The sequence below is a fragment of the Streptomyces sp. NPDC051207 genome, from assembly GCF_040682395.1.
Lineage (GTDB): Bacteria > Actinomycetota > Actinomycetes > Streptomycetales > Streptomycetaceae > Streptomyces.
The window spans coordinates 1-20,933 of sequence record NZ_JBFBAX010000055.1 but is presented as its reverse complement, the minus strand read 5'-3'; the positions used below and the strand labels follow the sequence as shown (position 1 = coordinate 20,933).

Annotated in this window: 17 protein-coding genes; 8 read left to right on the top strand and 9 right to left on the bottom strand. The window is 73.0% G+C overall.

Going from position 1 to position 20,933, the window contains the following annotated elements; genetic code table 11:
- Positions 1 to 832 precede the first annotated feature (832 nt).
- Positions 833 to 1,198, bottom strand: coding sequence for a DUF6479 family protein (locus AB0M97_RS29995; protein ID WP_365964128.1), 366 nt, complete (start codon positions 1,196 to 1,198; stop codon positions 833 to 835).
- A 71-nt stretch (positions 1,199 to 1,269) separates the two neighbouring features.
- Positions 1,270 to 2,016 carry a DUF4142 domain-containing protein gene (locus AB0M97_RS29990; protein ID WP_365964127.1) on the bottom strand — a complete coding sequence of 249 codons (747 nt, stop codon included), beginning with the start codon at positions 2,014 to 2,016 and terminating at the stop codon, positions 1,270 to 1,272.
- A 212-nt stretch (positions 2,017 to 2,228) separates the two neighbouring features.
- On the opposite strand from AB0M97_RS29990, the gene AB0M97_RS29985 reads away from it, so the two are divergent.
- From AB0M97_RS29985 to AB0M97_RS29975, 3 genes are all read left to right on the top strand, one after another.
- Positions 2,229 to 2,738, top strand: coding sequence for a hypothetical protein (locus AB0M97_RS29985; RefSeq protein WP_365964126.1), 510 nt, complete (start codon positions 2,229 to 2,231; stop codon positions 2,736 to 2,738).
- 89 nt (positions 2,739 to 2,827) lie between these two features.
- Entirely contained in the window at positions 2,828 to 4,351 is a 1,524-nt protein-coding gene (locus tag AB0M97_RS29980; RefSeq protein ID WP_365964125.1) for an SPFH domain-containing protein, read from the top strand.
- Positions 4,352 to 4,533: 182 nt separating this feature from the next.
- On the top strand, positions 4,534 to 4,737 hold the full coding sequence (locus AB0M97_RS29975) for a cold-shock protein (RefSeq protein ID WP_365964124.1): 204 nt from the start codon (positions 4,534 to 4,536) through the stop codon (positions 4,735 to 4,737).
- 416 nt (positions 4,738 to 5,153) lie between these two features.
- Here the strand turns inward: AB0M97_RS29975 and AB0M97_RS29970 are convergent, their stop codons facing one another.
- The 5 genes from AB0M97_RS29970 to AB0M97_RS29950 form a co-directional block, all read right to left on the bottom strand.
- The gene (locus tag AB0M97_RS29970; protein WP_365964123.1) at positions 5,154 to 5,531 is read right to left on the bottom strand and encodes a hypothetical protein; all 378 of its coding nucleotides are present in this window, start codon (positions 5,529 to 5,531) and stop codon (positions 5,154 to 5,156) included.
- Positions 5,532 to 5,654: 123 nt separating this feature from the next.
- Positions 5,655 to 5,951 carry an SCO5918 family protein gene (locus tag AB0M97_RS29965; RefSeq protein ID WP_365964122.1) on the bottom strand — a complete coding sequence of 99 codons (297 nt, stop codon included), beginning with the start codon at positions 5,949 to 5,951 and terminating at the stop codon, positions 5,655 to 5,657.
- Between the two features lie 120 nt (positions 5,952 to 6,071).
- Positions 6,072 to 7,535, bottom strand: a complete 1,464-nt coding sequence (locus AB0M97_RS29960) for a DEAD/DEAH box helicase (RefSeq protein ID WP_365964121.1) — start codon at positions 7,533 to 7,535, stop codon at positions 6,072 to 6,074.
- 238 nt (positions 7,536 to 7,773) lie between these two features.
- Positions 7,774 to 7,977, bottom strand: a complete 204-nt coding sequence (locus AB0M97_RS29955) for a cold-shock protein (RefSeq protein ID WP_069779708.1) — start codon at positions 7,975 to 7,977, stop codon at positions 7,774 to 7,776.
- A 319-nt stretch (positions 7,978 to 8,296) separates the two neighbouring features.
- On the bottom strand, positions 8,297 to 8,635 hold the full coding sequence (locus tag AB0M97_RS29950) for a helix-turn-helix domain-containing protein (protein WP_365964120.1): 339 nt from the start codon (positions 8,633 to 8,635) through the stop codon (positions 8,297 to 8,299).
- Positions 8,636 to 8,952: 317 nt separating this feature from the next.
- Here AB0M97_RS29950 and AB0M97_RS29945 point away from each other — a divergent pair, with 317 nt between their 5' ends.
- The 3 genes from AB0M97_RS29945 (at position 8,953) to AB0M97_RS29935 (ending at position 11,971) form a co-directional block, all read left to right on the top strand.
- Positions 8,953 to 10,584 (top strand): serine/threonine-protein kinase, encoded by a 1,632-nt coding sequence (locus tag AB0M97_RS29945; protein ID WP_365964119.1) that lies wholly within the window; start codon positions 8,953 to 8,955, stop codon positions 10,582 to 10,584.
- A gap of 287 nt (positions 10,585 to 10,871) precedes the next feature.
- Positions 10,872 to 11,468 (top strand): hypothetical protein, encoded by a 597-nt coding sequence (locus AB0M97_RS29940; RefSeq protein ID WP_365964118.1) that lies wholly within the window; start codon positions 10,872 to 10,874, stop codon positions 11,466 to 11,468.
- A gap of 98 nt (positions 11,469 to 11,566) precedes the next feature.
- Positions 11,567 to 11,971: a hypothetical protein gene (locus AB0M97_RS29935; RefSeq protein WP_365964117.1), complete on the top strand. Its 405-nt coding sequence runs from the start codon at positions 11,567 to 11,569 to the stop codon at positions 11,969 to 11,971.
- Between the two features lie 9 nt (positions 11,972 to 11,980).
- Here AB0M97_RS29935 and AB0M97_RS29930 read toward each other — a convergent pair whose 3' ends face one another.
- Positions 11,981 to 12,448 (bottom strand): DUF5990 family protein, encoded by a 468-nt coding sequence (locus tag AB0M97_RS29930; RefSeq protein WP_365964116.1) that lies wholly within the window; start codon positions 12,446 to 12,448, stop codon positions 11,981 to 11,983.
- An 85-nt stretch (positions 12,449 to 12,533) separates the two neighbouring features.
- Complete coding sequence (locus AB0M97_RS29925) at positions 12,534 to 16,973, bottom strand: HEAT repeat domain-containing protein (RefSeq protein ID WP_365964115.1); 4,440 nt, start codon at positions 16,971 to 16,973, stop codon at positions 12,534 to 12,536.
- A gap of 556 nt (positions 16,974 to 17,529) precedes the next feature.
- On the opposite strand from AB0M97_RS29925, the gene AB0M97_RS29920 reads away from it, so the two are divergent.
- Together AB0M97_RS29920 and AB0M97_RS29915 are read left to right on the top strand one after the other, a co-directional pair.
- A complete protein-coding gene (locus AB0M97_RS29920) occupies positions 17,530 to 18,930 on the top strand; it encodes a phosphatase PAP2 family protein (RefSeq protein ID WP_365964114.1) in 1,401 nt (466 codons plus the stop codon).
- 54 nt (positions 18,931 to 18,984) lie between these two features.
- A partial coding sequence (locus AB0M97_RS29915) for a helix-turn-helix domain-containing protein (RefSeq protein WP_365964113.1) occupies positions 18,985 to 20,933 on the top strand: 1,949 nt, incomplete at its 3' end.

Here is a 20,933-nt window from a genome sequence, read left to right as displayed (position 1 = left end):
GTCCGTCCTCGGAACGGCGCGGAATCGGTGGGCCGTGAAGGGACCGGCGCGGACGCGCCAACCGCTGCGGGCGGACACCCCCCGACACGGCCCCTCCTCGCCGTCGGCGACTGCGGCCCGGTGGCCCCTCCCGCACACGCGGGCGCGCCTCGCGCGGGACCGCGGGGCGACGGGCCGCTGCGGCCGTCAATCCGCTGGCAGTCGTGCCGCTGGGGCGATGGGGGAGGGCGGGTGCGGGCGGCGACCCGTCAGCGTCGGGCTGCACCCCCCCGGTGGTCACTGCAACGCGCCGTACCAGGAACTCACGTCCATCCCCCCGCACCGGCAACCCCGCGTCCACGCACCCCCGCTCACCGCTCAACCGCAACCGCGCTCAGCCGCGGCGCCCCATGCCGCTCCGGTCGGTGGATCCCCGCTGCCGGCACCCGCGTCCGCGGCTGGCCCGGCGTGCCCGGCAGGGGAACAGGCCGGCGCGCCACGAGGCGGCCCGTCGTACCCCCACCGCACTCCCCGCACGTCGGCGCCCCTTCCGCCGTATACGGGGAGGGCACCGACACGTTGTCCCGGTGGAAGCACTCCCATTCGTCCCCGTGCCCGTCCAGGTACCGCTGGACGTCATGGTCCACGCTCCACCGGTGCCCACACGAGCCGCAGGAGAATTCGACCCGCTCGACCGCGAGTTCCGTGATCACCGCGGTGCACCTCCGTCCCGCCGGGCCGCTGACGTGCGCGAGCGGTGTCCGACGCTTCGATTGTCCAGCGTCCCGCCGCACCGCGCGCGGAAGCGGAATCCCGCCGGGCCCCCGGTCGGCGAGGCCGGCCGCGCAGGCCGTCAGAGCCGGAAGCCCCCGCTCCCGAAAGACCCGCTGGACCCCGGCCGCCACCGCCGCCGATGCTGATCATCGCCCCGCCGGGTCTGCGCCTGGTGGAGTTCGTAGGGCATGAGCCGCCTGCCGTCGGTGGCCACGGGTACCTCGTCGGGCTCGCGCACCTCCCTGACCTCGTGGACCGGGCCCGTCTCGGGCAGCCTGGTCTGTTCCTCGACGGTGGGCCGGTGCGGTTCACGCTCCATGACCTTGATGCCGACGCGTACGGCCCACACGAGCGCGCCGGCCACCACCAGGCCGCCGAGGAACGCCACCGTCACGTTGAGGGCTTCCCGCGAGGCGGCCAGGACTTCGAACGCTGCCGTACTCATATACGGAGTATTCCCGACGGAATGCGAATTAACGACCGGAATGACCGATGAATCATGGGGCCGGTCCGGGCTCAGCGCACCGTCGGGCCGGAGCCCGGGGCCGGTGAGCCGGTGTGCACGTCCAGGCCGGGCGGCTCGGTGAGGGCGACGACGGGTGCCCCGGGCTGCGGCGGCGGCGGCGTGAGCTGCTCCTGGGGGAGCTTCGGCGGGGCCGTCTGCTGGAAGGTGATCTGGTCGAAGTTGACCATGCCGGTCTTCTCCAGGACGGTGATGTGGTCCAGGACCGTGTCATTGGCCTGGTCGGCCAGTTGCCGCACCAGCGCGTTCTGCGTGCTCGCCCGGATCTTGGCGACCACCGGGAAGATCTGCCCGTGCGTCACCCGCATGATGCCGACCGCCGTGATGTCGAACTGCTTGCCCGTGCTCCCGTCCACGGTCGCCACGAACTGCTGCTGCTGCGGGCTGGCCTGGTTGGGCAGCGTGATCCCCAGCTCCGGGGCGATCCTGCGGCACGTCTCGTCCAGCCGGGCGTGCCCGGCGACCAGGTGTTCGCCGGCCTCCTTCATCTCGGGCGTCGTCCCCCGCTCCATCGCCATCAGGCCGAGCGGATGCTCCCACAGCCCCGCTGCCCTGACCTTCACCACGAAGTCCCGGTCGGCCTCGGTCAGCGGGCCGTAGCGGGTGTTGGCGATGACGCGGGACGAGGTCGTCGCCGTGTTCTCCACCCCGAGCATGGCGGGGTAGGCGAGCGCGGCGAGGGTCAGTACCAGGCTGCCGCCGATGAAGACGGTGCCTGCCGCCCTGCGCGACATGCGCATGGTTCCTCCTGATGTGAACGGGCCGGTCCCCAGGAGGTACGTACGGGGCGCCGAACGCGATCAATCCGGCGCCCGGGAAACCCGGAGGTGGCCCGAACGCGGCATCGAACGCGCGCCGAAGATTGCCGGAACACGGCAATGAGGTTCTTCCCCGTGCATGTCAGGATTCCGGCAACGCGGAGATCAGCGACGGGCGAGAGGGGACAGTGCGCATGGCCTGGTTTCTCGGACTCGGCATCACGGGGGTCGTACTGCTCGCCCTGTCGCTGGTCTTCGACGGGCTGCTGGAGGGGGCGTTCGAGGGGGCGCTCGGGGGAGCCCTCGACGGGTGGCTGTCGCTGCCGGTCGTCGCCGGATTCGTCGCGGCGACCGGCTTCGGCGGTGCCCTCGCCCTCGGCGCGGCCGGTGCGCGGCCGGTGACCGCCACCGCCGCCGGCGCGGCCTGCGGACTGGGCACGGCCTGGCTGACGTACCGCCTCTCCCGGGCCCTGATGGACGACCGCACGGCCGTCACCCCGCGCGGCGGCGACCTCGTCGGCACCTGCGGCAGCGTCGTCACCGCCATCCCGGCCGGCGGCTACGGCGAGGTGCTGCTCCGCCTCGCCGGGCAGCCGGTGAAGTACGCCGCCCGCAGCGCGGTGCCGGTGGCCCGGGGCACCGAGGTGTGGGTCGAGGCGACGCCGAGCGCGACATCGGTCGTGGTGCGCCCGGTGGAACGCTGAGTCACCGGTCCGATTTTCCCTCTCCACCCTTGTTCTTTCTCTCGTCTTCCCCTCCTGTTCTTTTTCCTTTGTGATTCGGGGGCACTGCCATGAGTCCTGTCGTCGTCGCGGTCGTCGGAGTCGCCGTACTCCTCGTGCTCATCGCCCTGGTGGTGATCACGCGCTACAAAGTCGCCGGCCCGAGCGAAGCGTTCATCATCACCGGGCGGCGCGGAAAGAAGTCCACCGACCCGGAGACCGGGCGGGTGTTCACCGACAACAGCGGGCAGAAGGTCGTGGTCGGCGGCGGGGTGTTCGTCGTGCCGTTCGTCCAGCAGCGGTTCACGCTCGACCTGTCCTCGCGGCACATTCCCGTCGCCGTGCGCGGCGCGGTCACCCTGCGCGGCATCAAGGCCAACCTCGAAGGCGTCGCCATCGTCAAGGTCGGCGGCACCGAGGACTCCATCCGCGCCGCGGCGCAGCGCTTCCTGATGCAGCAGGACGGCATCGTGGGCTTCACGCAGGAGGTGCTGTCGGGCGCGCTGCGCGCGATCGTCGGCCGGATGTCGGTGGAGGACGTCATCCGGGACCGGGCGGCGTTCGCCGGGCAGGTCGCCGAGGAGGCGGAGGCCAGCCTGTCCGGGCAGGGCCTGGTGCTGGACGCCTTCCAGATCCAGGACATCACCACCGAGGGCTCCTACCTGGAGGACCTCGGCCGCCCGGAGGCCGCCCGCGCCAGGCAGGAGGCCGACATCGCGGAGGCGGTGGCCCGCCGGGCCGCCGAGCAGGCCCGGCTGAAGGCCGAGGAGGAGATCGCGGTCGCGCAGCGGACGTTCTACCTGAAGCAGGCGGAGATCAAGGCCGAGACGGACGCGGCGGCGGCCCAGGCGAACGCGGCCGGACCGCTCGCCGAGGCCGCGCGCAACCAGCAGATCCTCGCCGAGCAGGAGAAGGTCGCCGAGCGGCAGGCGGCCCTGAAGGACCGCCAGCTCGACACCGAGGTCCGCAAGCCGGCCGACGCCCAGCGGTACGCCGCCGAGCAGGAGTCCGAGGCGCGGAAGGTGGCCCGGGTCAAGCAGGCCGAGGCGGAGCGGCTGGCGGCCATCGCAGCGGCGCAGGCCGAGGCCGAGCGGGCCCGGCTGACCGGCGAGGGCGAGAGGCAGCGGCGTACCGCGCTGGCCGAGGCCGGGGCGCTGGAAGGGCTCAAGGAGGGTGAGGCGGAGCGGGCCCGGCGCGCCGCGGTCGCCGAGGCCGTACGGCTGGAGGGTGAGGCGGAGGCCGCGTCGATCGGCGCGAAGGGTGCCGCCGAGGCCGAGGCGATGCGGCGGAAGGCCGACGCGTTCGGGCAGTACGGCGACGCGGCGGTGCTCCAAATGCTCGTCGAGGTGCTGCCGCAGGTCGTCGCGAAGGCGTCCGAGCCGCTGAGCGCGGTGGAGAGGATGACGGTCATCTCCACGGACGGCGCGAGCCGCATCCCGCGCGCGGTCGCCGACAACGTCGCCCAGGGGATGGAACTGCTCGGCGCCACCACGGGCGTCGACCTGGCCGAACTCCTCAGGGGCATCACGGGCCGGGGCACGGTGGCCGGGGACGGGTCCGCGCAGGACGACGGCAAGGTCGACATCACCGGCTGACGGGCGCGGTCGCGCGTACCCGGCGTGGCCGCACCTTCCGTGCTACCGTCGTTCGGAGTTGCGGTCTTGGTTCCCACGCATGAATTACCCGGTGATTTTCTCCGGGCGGGGCAATCATCTCGGCGACAGGGAGGTTCCACACGGTGTGGGATCTCCGGCAGTGCCCCGAAGGAGAATTTGGTATGGCTACCGGTACCGTGAAGTGGTTCAACTCGGAAAAGGGCTTCGGCTTCATCGAGCAGGACGGCGGCGGGCAGGACGTCTTCGCCCACTACTCGAACATCGCCGCGCAGGGCTTCCGTGAGCTTCAGGAAGGCCAGAAGGTGAGCTTCGACGTCACGCAGGGCCAGAAGGGCCCGCAGGCGGAGAACATCCGCCCCGCCTGACGCGGAGCGGCACACAGCACGACAGAACCGGGACTCGCGCGAAGGCGCGGGTCCCGGTTCTCGTGCGTCGGGCCGCCGCCCGGGCTTCCGGACCCCTGGCCCGGCGGGACACCTTGGCGGGTGTCGAAGCCGTCCAGCCGGACGTCGGCGCCTGCCGGTGGCAGCGGCGGCGGGGCGGCCGTGCTGGATGCGAGCACCGCTCCCCTGCCGGCGGCAGCCACGGCGTGTCCGAGAGGACGACGGCGGGTGAGGGAAGATGCCATGCCGCGATCTTCGACCTCGTGGCCCGCCCTCAGGTCTGGAACGGCCGCCCGCCCCTGTCATGAGGGACGCCGCGCCCGTCGGCGGCCGCATACTCGTGTCACCGCGGTGCCGTCGCCGCGCACCACACGGCACACGACGAGGCCCGGCCGTCCCTACTGGTCCGAGTAGCCGATGTCCCCCACGGTCCAGGCGCTCACGTCCTCCAGGGCGACGCGGTACATGCCGCCCGTGTCGGGGATGCCGAAGCTGCCCTGGAGGATCCGGGCGACGTGGAAGTGGAGGTGGGTGGGGCGGGTGCCGGGCCGGGCTGCCGGGCCGCCGCCGTCGGGCGGCGCGAACACGCCGGAGAACGGGCGGAGTTGGACGGAGTCCCGCAGGACCTCGGCCACGCGCTCTCGCCACAGGGCCTCGGGAGCCAGCCGTCCGGTGATGACGGCCCCGGGGACCACCACGGTGAGGGACATCTGGCTGGTGCCCTCCGACTCCACCATCGCGGCGATGCCGGCGAGCAGGTCATCAGGGTGTGACATGGGTCAGCAGCCTACTCCAGAGACATGGCCCCGCAGGTGATCCACGGGAAAACAGGAACGGGCCGGCCGCTTCCGCGCACGCGCGGAGCGGCCGGCCCGGACCGGCCGTGGAGGCCGGCCGGGTCACTCCCCCAGCTGCGCGGACGCGGCCTGCATCGGGGTCAGCCCGTCCAGCGGCGCGGCCGTGGGCGCGGGGTGGCAGGTGAAGCCGAGGCGGATGAGCGCCCGGGCCACCTCCGCGGCGGTGAAGTCACGCCGGTCCTGCTTGGTGATGACCTCCCCGACCTGCTTGACCGGGTAGGTGCGGCGGCCGATCGTCACGGAGATCCCCGTGACCTCTTCGGCCTTGATGCCCTTCATCGACTCCTCGACCTCGCTCTTGGTCAGGTCGAAGGGGTAGCGGGCGATGACACAGCGCATGATGCCTCCACGGGGTTGGGGAACGCCGGAAGTCGAAACGGGAGCGGTTCTGGGTGCCAGGCGCCGAGGTGCTCGGCGAGCGGGCCGGGCGGGGCGGCCGTACGGCGGAGTGTGCCGCGGTCAGCGGCGTCCGGTGGACGCCGTACGCGGGCCCCGGCGACCGCGCTGGCGCCGTCCCGCGGAACCGCCCGGGCGCTCGGAGCGCTGTGCGGGCGGCGGGGCGATGACGACGGGCACGCCGGACGGCGCCTGGGCGCCGGTGATGCGGCTCAGCTCGGCCTCGCCGGAGCGGACCTTGGTGGACTGCGGGGTGATACCGGCGTCGACCATGAGGCGGTCCATCGCGCGCCGCTGGTGCGGCAGGACGAGGGTGACGACGGTGCCGGACTCGCCCGCGCGCGCGGTACGGCCGCCGCGGTGCAGGTAGTCCTTGTGGTCGCTGGGCGGGTCGACGTTCACGACGAGGTCGAGGTTGTCGACGTGGATGCCGCGGGCGGCGACGTTGGTGGCCACCAGGACGGTGACGTGGCCGTCCTTGAACTGGGCGAGCGTCCGGGTGCGCTGCGGCTGGGACTTGCCGCCGTGCAGGGCCGAGGCGCGCACGCCGACCGCGAGCAGGTGCTTGGCGAGCCGGTCCACCGCGTGCTTGGTGTCCAGGAACATGATCACGCGTCCCTCGCGGGCGGCGATCTCCGTGGCGGTGGCGTGCTTGTCCGCGTCGTGCACGTGGAGCAGGTGGTGCTCCATGGTGGTGACGGCGCCGGCGGACGGGTCGACCGAGTGCACCACGGGGTCGTGCAGGTAGCGGCGCACGAGGAGGTCGACGTTGCGGTCCAGGGTGGCCGAGAACAGCATCCGCTGCCCGTCGCGCCCCACCTGGTCGAGCAGCGCGGTCACCTGCGGCATGAAGCCCATGTCGGCCATCTGGTCGGCCTCGTCGAGGACGGTGATGGTGACGCGGTCGAGGCGGCAGTCGCCCCGGTCGATGAGGTCCTTGAGCCGGCCCGGGGTGGCGACGACGACCTCGGCACCGGCGCGCAGCGCACCGGCCTGGCGGCCGATGGACATGCCGCCGACGACGGTGGCGAGCCTGAGGCGCAGCGCGCGGGCGTAGGGGGTGAGCGCGTCGGTGACCTGCTGGGCCAGTTCCCGGGTGGGGACGAGGACCAGCGCGAGCGGCTGCCGGGGCTCGGCGCGCTGCCCGCTGGTACGGGCCAGCAGGGCGAGGCCGAAGGCGAGGGTCTTGCCCGAGCCGGTGCGCCCGCGGCCGAGGACGTCGCGGCCCGCGAGCGAGTTCGGCAGCGTCGCCGCCTGGATCGGGAACGGGACGGTGACGCCTTCGGCGCCGAGCGCGGTCAGCAGCGGCGCGGGCATGTCGAGGTCGGCGAACGACTCGACCGGCGGCAGCGCCGCGGTGAGGGTGACGGGCTGGGCGAACTCGCCGCGCAGGGGCGCGGGCCTGCCGCCGCGGGCGGGCTTGCCGGCGCCGGCGGAGCGGGAGGGGAACGACTGGCGGCCCGAGCCCTGGGGCCGGAAACGGCTGCCCCGGGAGGACGCGGAGCCGTTGCGGGTGGTGCGGTTCATCTGGAACCTTCCTCGATGCGGATACGGCACGTATCGAGGAAGTCCTCCGGACGGCGGTGGGCCGCACGAGGATTCGCAAGAATGAGCCGAAGAGAATGACGGTCGCGGCGCCGGCAGGCAGATCTGCGGCAGCTCACCTTCGAACAGGTGGCGGGCGGCGGGCCGGACGTGAAAAACGCAATGGGCTGGGGCCCGCACCCCAAGAGCGCGGGCCCCAGCCGTGTAGTACGCGTCAGCGTCAGGCGGGAACGATGTTCTCGGCCTGCGGGCCCTTCTGGCCCTGCGTGACGTCGAAGGTAACCTTCTGGCCTTCCTGAAGCTCGCGGAAGCCCTGGGTGGCGATGTTCGAGTAGTGGGCGAACACGTCAGCGCCGCCGCCGTCCTGCTCGATGAAGCCGAAGCCCTTTTCCGCGTTGAACCACTTCACGGTGCCAGATGCCATATTGAATCTCCCTTGGGGGCAGTGCCCGGAGCCCGCACCTTGCGGACCCGGAGTCGCCGCGATGATCACCCTCCGGAGATTTTCGAGAAATCCTCGAGCCCCGGACAGCTCAGCAAACGAAAAGAGTGCTCGTCGACACAGGTCGAAAGAGCACTCGAAAGTCTCTGTTAACCAAAACTGCAACTGTTATCACGGTAGCACAGGGATCCCGGGAAGGCTCGTACTTCTTGGCCACTGATCCACTGGCGCGAAAATCCACACGGCGGGCCCCGCGCAATTCTGTACCGGCGACGAGAGATATCCGGGACTGCGGCGGGCGTCAGCCCGCGCCCTCGCCGCCCCTCGGCCCCCCGCGACGCAGTTCCTCGTTGGTCCGCAGGGCGTCCCCGAGCTGGTCCTCCAGGGAGACGATGCGGCAGGCGGCCTCGACCGGCGTGCCCTGGTCGACGAGCTCCCGGGCCCGCGCCGCGATCCTCAACTGCCGCCGCGTGTACCGCCGGTGGCCGCCTTCCGACCGCAGCGGCGTGATCAGCCCGGTCTCCCCGACGGACCGCAGGAAGGCGGGCGTCACCCCGAGCACGGCCGCGGCCCGGCCCATGGTGTACGCCGGGTAGTCGTCGTCGTCCAGGCCTTTGCCGGCCGGGTTGTCAGTGGGCATGGCACCTTCGTCTCGCAGTCGACCCCGCCGGAGAAACCCTAACCGCGCCGCAGGCGGATACCTCCACTCACCACGGCAGGTTTTGCCCCGCCGGGTGCTGCCCGCCGGGGCCGTTCCGGGCGCGATGAGCGCGCTTCGGCGAGGACAGCGGGCCGGAGGGAAGGCCGTACGCCCTCCTTTCGGCAGAGGCATGCGCCCCCTTCCGGCAGAAGCAGAGGGCTGTACCGCAACCGCCGTGGCCGGAAACGTGTCTCACAGCACATGGCCCGAGGCCCGGAGCGGACGAGGTTCCGGGAGTGCGGGGCCCTGGGGGGCGGATGAACGCGTGGGCGGTGCCCGGGTACAGCGAGTCGCTGGAGCTCGGGTCGGGGGCGAGCGGGCGGGTCGTACGGGCCGTGCACGACGAGACGGGCGTGCCGGTCGCCGTGAAGTACCTCAGCGAGTCGCTGCGCACCCGGCCCGGCTTCGTGCACGAGTTTCGGGCGGAGGCGCGGCTGCTCAGCGGCCTGGAGAGCCCGTACGTCACCGGGCTGTACGAGTACGTCGAGAGCCCGGACGGCGCCGCCATCGTGATGGAGCTGGTGGACGGGGTCCCGCTGCGGACCCTGCTGACCAGGCAGGGACCGCTCACCCCCGAGTCCGCGCTCGTCGTGCTCAAGGGCTCGCTGCTCGGCCTGGCCGACGCGCACCGGGCCGGCGTCGTCCACCGCGACTACAAACCGGGCAACGTCCTGGTCGTCCCGGACGGTTCCTCCACGCTGGTCGACTTCGGCATCGCGGCCGACGCGGGCACCAGCGCCGGGGTGGCCGGGACGCCGCCGTACATGGCGCCGGAGCAGTGGACCGGCGCGCCCGCCTCGCCCGCCGCCGACGTGTACGCGGCGACGGCCACCTTCTTCGAGTGCCTGACGGGCCGCAGACCGTACGCGGGGGACAACCTCGCCGAACTCGCCCTGAAGCACCTCGACGCGCCCGTCCCCGCCGACGAGGTTCCCGAGGCGGTACGGGACCTGGTGCGGCACGGGCTGGCCAAGGACCCGGCGCGACGCCCGCGCCACGCCGAGGAGTTCGTCACGGAACTGGAGGCGGCTGCCGCAGCCGCCTACGGCCCCGGCTGGGAGGACCGCGGCCGGCGTGCGCTCGCCGCGCTGGTGGCGCTGCTGCCGCTGCTCCTTCCGTCGGCCCGCAGCGCCCCGCACACCATGACGGCCACCGCCCGGACGGTGCTGACCGGGGACCCGGGTCCCGGCCGGGCACCGTCGTGGCGTCCGACCCGGCCGGGGGTGCTCCTCGCCGGCGCGGCCGTCGTCCTGGGCCTCCTGCTGACGTACGGCCCCCGGCCCACGCCGGCGGCCGACGCCCGGGGGGCGGCGCAGGCCCTGGCCACGAGCAGCGCGAACCCGACCGGGGCGGAACCGGCCGCACCCGCCGCTGCCGCGTCCTCGTCCCCGGCCGCGACGCCCCCGACGCCCCCGGCGTCCGCGTCCCCCGCCCCGTCCGGCCCGTCGGTGCCCGCGACGACAACAGCCCCGGCCGAGGGCGCGACGCCCTCCGGGGACACGTCCACCGGTCCGGCGCCGACGACCGACCCGCCCGCCCCGCCCACCTCACCGGCCGCCCCCGCGGTGAAGGACGTCACGGTGTCGGGCTTCCGCCAGACGGGTCCCACGACGGCCACGGCGACCGTCGGCATCACGACGGACGGCACCGGGCCGGTCTCGATCACCGTGTCCTGGTACACGGGCGACGCCGCGGACCGGCTGGGCACTGCGGACGGCGCGCCCGAGACGTACGAACGCTCCGGCGCCACCCACTACACCCTCACGGTCGACCACACCTTCCGGGCCGACAGCGGCTGCTACTGGTCGGTGCGGTCGACGACGAGCCCGGAGCCCGCCGACGGCGGCGCGTCGGAGCAGCTCCTGACGGGGCGGTGCGACCTGCGATGACGACACGGAACGGCCGCCCGCCCGAGGACGGCATCCCCGGGGACCGGCCCCCCGCGGACCGGACACCCGCGCCGCCGCCGTGCCGCGCGCTGCGCGGGGACGACGAGGACAACGGGACGGATGGGACCGGGGCGGACGGGGCCGGTGGGGCCGAGGAGACCAATGGGTCAGGCGGGTCGAAGCGGTCGAAGGTGTCCGACGGGCCTGACGGGACCAACGGGACCCATGAGACCGAGGGGATTCACGGGATCAACGGGACCCATGCGACCCACGGGTACAGCGCCACCGTGCTGGGCACCCACTGGGGCCAGGGCCTCGACCCGGACCCCACTCCCGTAGGACCGGTGCCCCGCGCGGGACGCCCGCCGGCGCCGCCGGACCGCACCGAGGGCACCGTGCTGCGCTTCGGGCCGGGCGTGACCGCCGCCGTCGCGCAGCGCACCCACCGCACGTTCCCCGCCGTGCCGCCGCGGCGCACCTCGCCGGCCCGGCACCGCGGGCTGCGGCGGAACGCGCTGCCCGCACTGGTCGTGTTCGCGGTGCTGGCGCTCCTGGCCTGGCAGCGGCTGGGCCCGTCCGTGGCGGTGCGCGGGGTGTCGGTCACGGCCCGGCCGGCCGCGCTGGGCTGCGACACCACCACGGACATCACCGCCCACGTCACCACGGACGGCCGCCCGGGCACGCTCACCTACCGCTGGACCCGCAGCGACGGCACCGACTCGGGCGTGCTGCGCGAGGTGCTGAGCCGGGGCCAGAAGCAGGCGCGCCTGCACCTGCTGTGGACGTTCCGCGGCAGCGGGCACCACACGGCCCGAGCGGAACTGCGCATCCTGACCCCGGCCCCGCACACGGCCACGGCCCGGATCACGTACGCCTGCCCCTGAGACCGGGGGCGCCGGTGAGGCGGAAGGCTCAGATACTCGGACGGAACTGAGTACGAGCGCTCTGGCCGGCGACGGGCCGGGCCGGAAAGCTCGGGGACATGCGCCAAGACCTCCCGAAAACCGTACGCGACCTGCTGCCCACCCTCGTACCGGCTGCTTTGTCGGTGGCGATGTGGGCCGCCTGGCTGGGCTGGGACCAGCAGCGTGACGTGCACCCCGACGGCTCCAGCACCGGCCCGTACGAGGCGTGGCAGGTGATCGGGCTGGTGCTGACGCTGCTGGTGCCGGTGTACTGGGCGGCCTCCCGGCACCACGTCCTGGGCCCCGCGCTCGGCACCAGCGCGGGCCTGACCGTCGCCGCCTACTGGGACTGGTCGGACGACGCCAGCGGCCTGTTCATGATCGGCGTGCTGATGGTCATGTTCGGCAGCTTCGCGGTGTCCGCCGCCGTCGCCGCCGTGATCGCCGCCGTGACCCGGCGCGGACGACGCGTCGGAGCCTGACGGCACGCCCTACTTCTGCCCTGCGGGTCCGGCGGTCCAGGTGATGTACGGGGGCAGGACGCGCCCGCACAGGGGAAAGCCGTCGTCGCCGGTCAGGCCGAGCCGCCCGACCAGCAGGCCCGCGCGTGCGGCGGCGGCCAGCGTGTCCTCGGGGACGACGTCCAGCATGAGCTTGGCCCGGCGGAACATGGTGAAGCCACCCGAGCCGTCGACCGTCCCCCACGACAGGAACACGAACCGCCGCCCCAGCCGGTCCTGCACATACGGTCCTTGCACGTCCACACCGTCCGGCGTGACGACCGCCGTGCACTCCAGGGTCCACGACACGGCCCCGGCGTCCCCGGGCTGCGGCTGGAGCAGCTCGCCCGGCCGGCTCCGGCGCTGCACGGCGACATGCACGTTGGTGTACGCGGGACCGCCGGCGGGCGCCGGACAGGTACGGCCGGGCAGATCGACGGCGTCGATACGGATACGCATCCGCCCATCATCCGCCCCACCGGGGGACGCTCGGCCGGGAACGCCGGAGTGGGCTCCCGTCACCGAGCCGTCGTTCACGCCCCGCTCACCCGTCCGTCCTCCTGAACGCCCCGGCCACGTCCAGTGCCACCCGTGCGGCTCGGCGGGCGGCTTCCGTCTGTTTGGTTTTCTTGTCGACGGTCATCTCCTCGTCGCCGAGGTCGCTGACGCACTTGAGCATGGCGCCGCCCACGAAGTCCCTCGCCTTGAAGGTCTCCCAGATCGTGTGCAGGACGCCGTGCGCCTCGGTCTCGACGCCGCCGATGTCGGCGGACAGGCCGAGGAGGTGGGCGCGCAGTTCCGCGTCCCGCCAGGCGATGACCTTCTCGCCGCTCGCGAAGTCCTTCACCAGCAGGTCGTGGTCGCCCAGTGACGTGTCCAGCCTGCCCCGGGTGTGAAGCCTGGTGACGAGCCGCAGTACCTGTTCGTCCGTCCGGTAGACCTGCGGGCGGGCGCCGCCGCCCTCCGGTCGTACCTTCTCGGGGCCGTAGTCGAAGACCTCCCGCGCCAGCAGGACGTCGCCCGGCGCCACCCCGCGCTCGCCGAAGCCGCCGCACACCCCGACCAGGAACACCAGGTCCGGCCGGAACGCGGACAGCAGGTCGCGGGTGACCGCCGCCGCGGGCTGGCCGCCCTGGTCGGTGGCCTGCGTGGTGACCACGCGGACTGGGGGCTGACCTGCGGAGTTCAGCTCGAAGACGTCGTAGTAGCGTCCGTCGCGCTGCACCTCGGTCGTGGTGGTGCCGCGCTCGTCGAGCACGTGGAAGAGCGCCCTGGTCTCGACGGGTACGGCCGTGAGCAGGGCGACGTGGTACTCGTCGCCGGTCCTCGGTGCGGTCACTTCGAACCTCGACTTCCTCTGCTCGCGGAACCCGGCGAGCACCGCCTCGGGGTGGTGGCTGAACGACTCGACGTCGGCCTGCACGCGCCTGCGCTCGGCCAGGAACTCCCGTTCGGCGGTCAGCGCCGGCTCCAGGTACGGGTTCTGCGGCGAGGCGCCGCCCATCAGCTCCACGAAACGGGAGAAGACCCGTTCCGCGACGGGCAGGGGGAGCAGGCGCAGCTGGGTGAGCGGGGGGAGGACCGTCGCCCGGAAGACGTCCTTCTGCGTGAGCAGGTGGACGACGCCGGGGAGCAGGGACTCGGTGTGGTCCGGGTGGTCGGCGGCGGCGCGTACGACGGCCGCCGCCGCGACGCCCAGGACGCCCGCGTCGGTGTCCCGGGGCCGCTTGTCCGGCCGTGGGCGTTCGGGCGCGATGACGAACCTGATCAGGTCGGCGTCCGCCTGGCCGGCCCGTGCCAGCCCTTCGAGAGCCGTCGTGCGGTTCAGCGGGTCCCTGTCCTCGCGGACCACGCCGACCAGCCAGTCCTTCGACTGCGGCGTGATTCCCCGGCGGGCCACCAGGTTGACGATGGCCCCGCGCAGGGCGCGTCCGTGCCGGTCGCCGCGGGTGGTGAACCTGAGCCGGTCGGCGACCTCCGTGATCCACGCCTCGTCCCCGGTGTCCAGGTGGGTGAGGGACCCCACGGCGGCGCGCCGGGTGACGTAGGACTCCTCGGGGTTGGCGATGGTCGCCCGCAGGAACTCCGCCACCGCGGTGTTGCCTATGTGGCCGAGGGCGTTGGCGGCCGATCCGCGCACCTTGTCGTCGGGGTCGTGCACGAGGGCGGTGGTGAGTGCCGGGACCGCCTCGGGGTCGCCGATGCGGCCGAGGGCGTTGGCGGCGGACCCCCTGGTGTGGCCGTCGGTGTCGTGCGCGAGGGCGGTGGTCAGGGCGGGGATCGCCCGCGGGTCGCCGATGCGGCCGAGGGCGTTGGCGGCCGCCCCCTGGACGCTCGGCTCGGTGTCGTCGGCGAGGGCGACGGTGAGCGCGGGGACCGCCTGGGGATCGCCGATGCGGCCGAGGGCGTTGGCGGCCGAGCCCCGGACGTTGGCGTCGCGGTCGGTGAGCGCGCCGGTGAGGGCGGGGACCGCGAGGGGATGACCGATGCGTCCGAGGGCGTTGGCGGCGGACCCCCTGGTGTGGCCGTCGGTGTCGTCGGCGAGGGTGGTGGTGAGGGCGAGGATCGCCTGGGGGTGGCCGATGCGGCCGAGGGCGTTGGCGGCGGACCCCCTGGTGTGGCCGTCGGTGTCGTCGGCGAGGGCGACGGTGAGCGCGGAGATGGTCTGCGGGTGGCCGATGCGTCCGAGGGCGTTGGCGGCCGAGCCCCGGACGTTGGCGTCGCGGTCGGTGAGGGCACCGGTGAGGACGGGGACCGCCTGGGGGTCGCCGATGCGGCCGAGGGCGTGGGCGGCCGACCCCCGGACGTTCGCGTCGCGGTCGTCGGCGAGCGCGGTGGCGAGTGCGGGGAGCGCGTGCGGATGGCTGATGCGGCCGAGGGCGTGGGCGGCCGACCCCCGGACGTTCGCGTCGGTGTCGTCGGCGAGGGCGACGGTGAGCGCGGAGATCGCCTGGGGGTGGCCGATGCGGCCGAGGGCGTGGGCGGCCGACCCCCGGACGTTGCTCTCGGTGTCGCGGCCGAGCGCGGCGGTCAGCGCGGCGACCGCCTGAGCATGGCCGATGCGCCCGAGGGCGTGGGCGGCCGAGCCCCGGACACTGGCGTCACCGTCGTCGGCGAGGGCGGTGGTCAGCACCGAGTCGGCCTGCGGGTCGCCGATGCGGCCGAGGGCGTTGGCGGCCGACCCCCGGACGCCGGCGTTGCTGTCCGCCTCGGTCGTCTTCAGCAGGGCGGGGACGGCCCGCACCGAGCCGATCAGCCCGAGCGCGGTGGCGGAGGCGCCCCGGACCGCGGCGTCCGGGTCCTGCAGCATCGCTGCCAGCAGGCCGTCGACGTCCTGCTCACCGCCGTGCCCGCCCAGCCAGTTCGCGCAGTGGCGGCGCGCCGACGGGTCGGCATGCCCCCGCAGCCCCACCCGCCGCTCCGCGGCCAGGGCCGCGTCACGGATGCGCCCCTTCCGCGCCGACTCCCTCTTGTTCCGCAGGTGCGTCTGACGCAGTCGCTGCAACGCCTGCGGGTCCAGCGAACCGTTCCACAGCGCCGCCAGCACGATGTCCGCGAACACCGGGTCGTCGGCGTTGAGCGCCCGCAGCAGACCGCGCTCCAGCCCGTCGCGCAGCACGGTCGGCGGCACGCCGGCCAGCGCCCCGGCCAGCCGGTCCCGCGTCTGACGCCCCAGCCCGAAGCACTCCCCGAGCTGCCGCCACAGCACCCCGCGCACCTCGTCGCTCAGCACCCCCCGGTTGGCCAGCAGGATGTCCACCACCAGCTCGGGCGGCAGCGGCTTGGCGTCCCGGGCGAGCAGATCGAGCAGGCCCAGCACGGCACCGTCGGGGTCGGACTGCAGGCCGACCCAGTCGCCCAGGCACTGGTCCAGATAGCCGGGGTCGAGCACGACGGGCGGCGGACTCGTGCTCTGCCACGCGAGCGCCAGCCCGAAGTCGACGAACGCCGGGTGCAGCAGGCTGTACTGGCCGTCCGCCGCGTCACCGACCGGTTCCACCATCTGCGTGTCCAGGAACGCCTTCACCGTGTGGGCGACGGCGTCCCCGTCGTCCCACACCCGGCCCAGCAGCACCTCCACGTCCAGGGCGAGGAAGTCCGCGTTGCCCCTGCCCGTGGTGATCGCGGCCAGTGCCGCCGCGCACAGCGCCGCCTCCATGCCGAGCCCGCGCTTCGCCGCCTCCTTCTCCGCCTTGACCTTGCCGAACCTGCCCTCGCTGTCGGCCCGGACCACGGTCTCCCGGAGCAGGTCCGCACGGCTGCGCGGAATCTTCCGGTCCTTGACGGACCGCGTGCCCAGCAGCCAGTCGGTCAGCAGCGACAGCATGAACGGGTTGGACGCCACGCCCAGCATGTCGCCCGTCTTGATCTCCGTCAGCGCCTCGCTCGCCGACCCGTCGCGCATCCCCAGATACGTCTCGATGTCCTGCTCGCCCAGCGGCTCGATGGACAGCGTCTCCACGTCGCGCAGGACGGTCCGGTCCAGGTCGTCCACCTTGCTGCGGGACGTCACCAGCACCGTGAAGTCGTGCGACCCGGCGACGAGCTGCCAGATGAACTTCCACTCGGAGGTGCCGTCGAATTCACGCTCCAATTCGTTCAGCGCGTCGACAAGGAAAACCACACGGTTCTTCTTGACGTGCGCCTTCCACAACTTCTCGTCGACACCCGACGGACGTAATTGCTTGGCGAATTCCTTGACGGTCAGGCCGTGCACGTCCAACTGCCTGATCGTGCGGTTGTCGACAATGACGCAGGGCGTCCCGCCGTCCAGGAGCGCGATGGCGCACTGCAGGACGGCGGTGCTCTTGCCGCTGCCCGCGCCACCGGTCACCAGCCATGTCCTGGGCCTGGGCGCGGAGTTGGCCCGGTGCGCCGGCAACTGGTCGAGGAACGCGTCGAACCGCAACTGCTCCCCGGAATCGTCCGCGGAATTGTGAACCCGGAAAGTGGGACGCAGGTAGTGCTCGACGGTTCTGCTCACCAGCCTGGCACGCATCGCACTGTACGGCGAACCGCTCATCCGTCCCCCGAGTCCGCTCTGCCACCCCGACAAATGTTCTCCAAGTTACCATGCGGGAAAGCCCGTGAAAATGAGATCGACGGTTTGCGGGAGAGGGCTTGGAGAGCCGGACTGTGGTGTTGCGGAGGGGGGCGGGTACGTCGACTGCGGGGTTCCGGAGCGGGAACGGATGAGCCTGGACGCGGCAGGGGCACTGCGCCGGGGGGCAAGGGCACAATGGGCGTGCGGGGGCGGCGGATCAGGGAGGCATGGGGGAGGAGTGTCTCGTGGCTCGGGACGATGCGACGGGATCGCGGGCGGAGCGACCGCACCGCACACACGCGTGCCGGGACCGGACCTGCCCCGGCGGCGAGCGCGACGAGCCCCGTCCCGCCGCGCACCGGTAACGTTTCCGGCTGCGGCGACCGTGCCGTAGGAAGCGCACCACCGGGAGGACACCCGCACAGCGGTGGAGCCCGGACCCGGTCTGTCGTCGTTCCGCCTCCACCTCCACCGAAGCTGCCGAAAATTGAGACTCATGCCACCGCAGAACAGCAGACGAATACGTGGGACAGCCGCGTTCCCCGAAGGGCGTCGGCCACGGGTGATTCTCTGGGCCGCGGTGGCGGTCGTGACCCTCGGATTCCTCCTCGCGCTGGAGTTCGCCGCGCGCCGCTACGGCGTGCCGGGACCGATCACCAACCAGGTGCGCGAGGTGATATTCGCCCCCAAGTCGGGCGGCCTGCTGTACGCGTCCATGGCGCTGATGATGGTGGTCCTCACCTGGCGGCAGCGGTTCGTCGCGCTGGCCGCGGCGATCGGCGTGGACCTGGCCTTCCTGGTGGTCCGGTGGGCGGTCGGCGCCGGGACGAACGGCGGGCACCCCTTCGGCAACGGCGCGTTGTGGGTGATGCTGGGCTGCGCGGTCCTCGCGGTCACGCGCCGCACCGGCCGGGAACGGGCCCTGCTGCTGAAGGGCGTAGGGCTGGGCCTGCTGCTGATGACCGGCCGCAAGACCGGCGACACCTGGCTGCTCATCACCTCGCAGACCCGCCCGGTGGTGCTCGACCAGTACGTGGCGATGGCGGATCAGGCGCTGGGCAACCCCTCATGGCTGGTGGGCCGGCTGGTCACGGCCGGCGGCCCGGTCGGCTTCAACTTCCTCGACTTCGTCTACGGCCAGCTCCCGGTGGCCGCGGTCGTCGTCGCGCTGTACCAGCTGCGTGCCGTGTCGGCCGAACGCCGCTTCCCGCGCCACCACCTGGTGCGCACCTTCCTGATGATCGGCCTCCTGGGCCCGGCCTTCTACATGATCTTCCCGGTGGTCGGCCCGATCTTCGCCTACGGCACCGGAACCGAGCACTGGGCGGGCGTCAGCCTGTGGGCGCCCGACATGCCCCCCAGCGAACAGTGGGCCGTGGCCAACCTGTGGCCGCACACGCCGCCGCCGATCACCACCCCGTACCCCATGCCCTTCGACGGCATCACCCCACGGAACTGCATGCCCAGCCTCCACACCGCGTGGGCCACGGCGATCTTCATCCACACCCGGAAGGGCCCCCGCGTCCTGCGATACGCGGGCACGTTCTGGCTGATCGCCACGCTCTGCGCAACGCTGGGATTCGGCTACCACTACGGCGTCGACCTCATCGCCGGCGTGGTCTTCACCCTCACGATCGAGGCGTCCCTGCGCTCCCTGGACCGCGGCTGGGACGCACCAGGCATCCGCCTGGTCGCCTACGGCACCACGATCTTCACAGCGCTCCTGCTCTCCTACCGCTTCCTCCCGTCCCAGATGGCCGCCCACCCGTGGCTCGCGGGCCCGCTCCTCATCCTGGCGATGACGTCGGTGGTGTACGTGTACCTACGCACCACAGCACGGTGGGAACCGAGCCCGACAGCACCCCGACAGCCGCAACAGCAGCCGGAGTTGATCTGAGGCACACATGTCCGACGCCGAGGATCCGGCGACCATCAAGGAGGCCGCCGGGGCATGAGCGAGGCCATCATCGTCCTCGCCGACACGTCGGGCCTCCTGGCGGCTCGGGACTCGGCTCACCCGGAGAACGGGGCGCCCAACGAGGCGATCATGACGGCCGGCCTGGCCGAACTCGCCGGACACCTGCTGCACGGCTCGGTCGAGCCCCGGCGCGGGAGGGGGGGGTCGGCTTCCGTGCGCACGCCTCGCCGCATTCCTGTGACTTCTTCTACACTCACCGTGACGCGACGCGCCGAGGTGGGGGGCCGGATGGTGCTGAACGGAACGGTCGGGCAGGGGGGCGCCACCGCCGCGGCGGCGCCGACGCTGGAAGAACTGCTGTCGGTCATGGGGGCCGGTGCGCTGGAGCCGTGCGTGGCTCCGCGTGGCCTGAAGGTCGCGGTCGAGGGGGTCACGGTCCTGGACCCGCTGGAGCCGGGGTTGCCGCGGGGGCAGGTGCTGCTGGCCGTGGGCGTCGATCCGCAGTCGGCCGCGGCCGTCGACGTCGTGCGCGATGCCGCTGAATCGGGAGCGGCCGCGGTGGTCTTCGGGCCGGGCAGGTCGGGACGGCTCCCGGCGGCACTACGGGCGGCCGCCGAGGACGCCGGTACGGCGGTGCTCCTGCGGACGGCGTGGTGCGGCTGGACCGAGTTGGTCGGCGCACTGCGGGCCGGTCTGGTCCTGTCCGGAGTCCCCGCCGACCCGGCTGTGGCGGCTGTGACGCCGGGCGACCTGAACGGGCTGGCCGACGCGGTGGCGGCCCTGGTCGGCGGCGCGGTGACGATCGAGGACGTGGAGTCCCGGGTCCTGGCGTACTCGTCCACGAAGGAGGACGTGGACGAGCTGCGCCGGCTGACGATCCTCGGCCGCCGGGTGCCGGAGTGGCGTGTGGCCGCCATGCGGGAGACCGGGTTCTTCCGGGCGTTGTGGGGCTCGGGGGACGTCATCCACCGGCCGGCACACGGGGAGAACCCCGAACGCCTGGTGGTGGCCGTCCGGGCGGGCGGAGAGATCCTGGGATCGATCTGGGTGGCGGCCGCGGGCGGCGACCTCCCGCCGCACACCTCCGACACACTGCGGTCGGCAGCACGGGTCGCCGCCGTACATCTGCTCCACCACCGGTCGCACCGCACGCACGCCCGGCTGGTCGAGGACGCGGCCCGTGCGTTGCTCGACGGACGGGGTTCCGCCGACGTGCTGACCGAACGCACCGGCATTCCGGCGCACGGGCACTGCGCCGTCCTGGTGGTACGCCCCGGAGCCTCCTGCAAGGGGGAGGAAACCGGAAGGCTGTGCGCCCTGCTGGCGGTGCGCTGTGGCGCGTACGACCTCACGCCGGTGGTGCTGCCGGTCGACCAGGGGTGCCTGGTCCTGGTGGGCGCGCTGCACCAGGACATGCAGCGGGCCGTCGAACAGGTCGCACGTCTGGGGAAGTCACTGGTCCGGCAGGTGGCCGACGCGTTCGGGCCGGAGGCGAGAATCGGTCTGGGCACGGTGGTCGAGACGCTGGCGGACCTGCCCGAGTCCCGCCGGTCGGCGAACCTGGCACTGAGAGCCCTGCTTTCGACGGGGGAGCACCGCACCGTCGCCTTCGCGAGCGAGGTGGCCGAGACCATCACCCTGAACCAGATGCTGGACGCGCTGACCGGTTCGGCCCCGGCACCGGAGACACCGGTGGCACGCCTGGTGGCGTTCGACGCCGGGCAAGGCGGGGGCACCATGGTGCGGACCCTGCGGGCGTACCTCGATCACTTCGGCCACGTGCCGGACACCGCCCGGGCGCTGGGTGTGCACCCGAACAGCCTGCGGCACCGGATCAGCCGGCTCGTCGAGGTGTCCGGGATCGACCTCCGCAGTCCGGACGCCCGGCGCTTGGCCAGCCCCCGGACCGAAGTGCCTTCCAGCCTCCGGTCACGACGAATCAGCTCGAACAACTCAACACGCTGCAAAACCCGGCCTCCTGA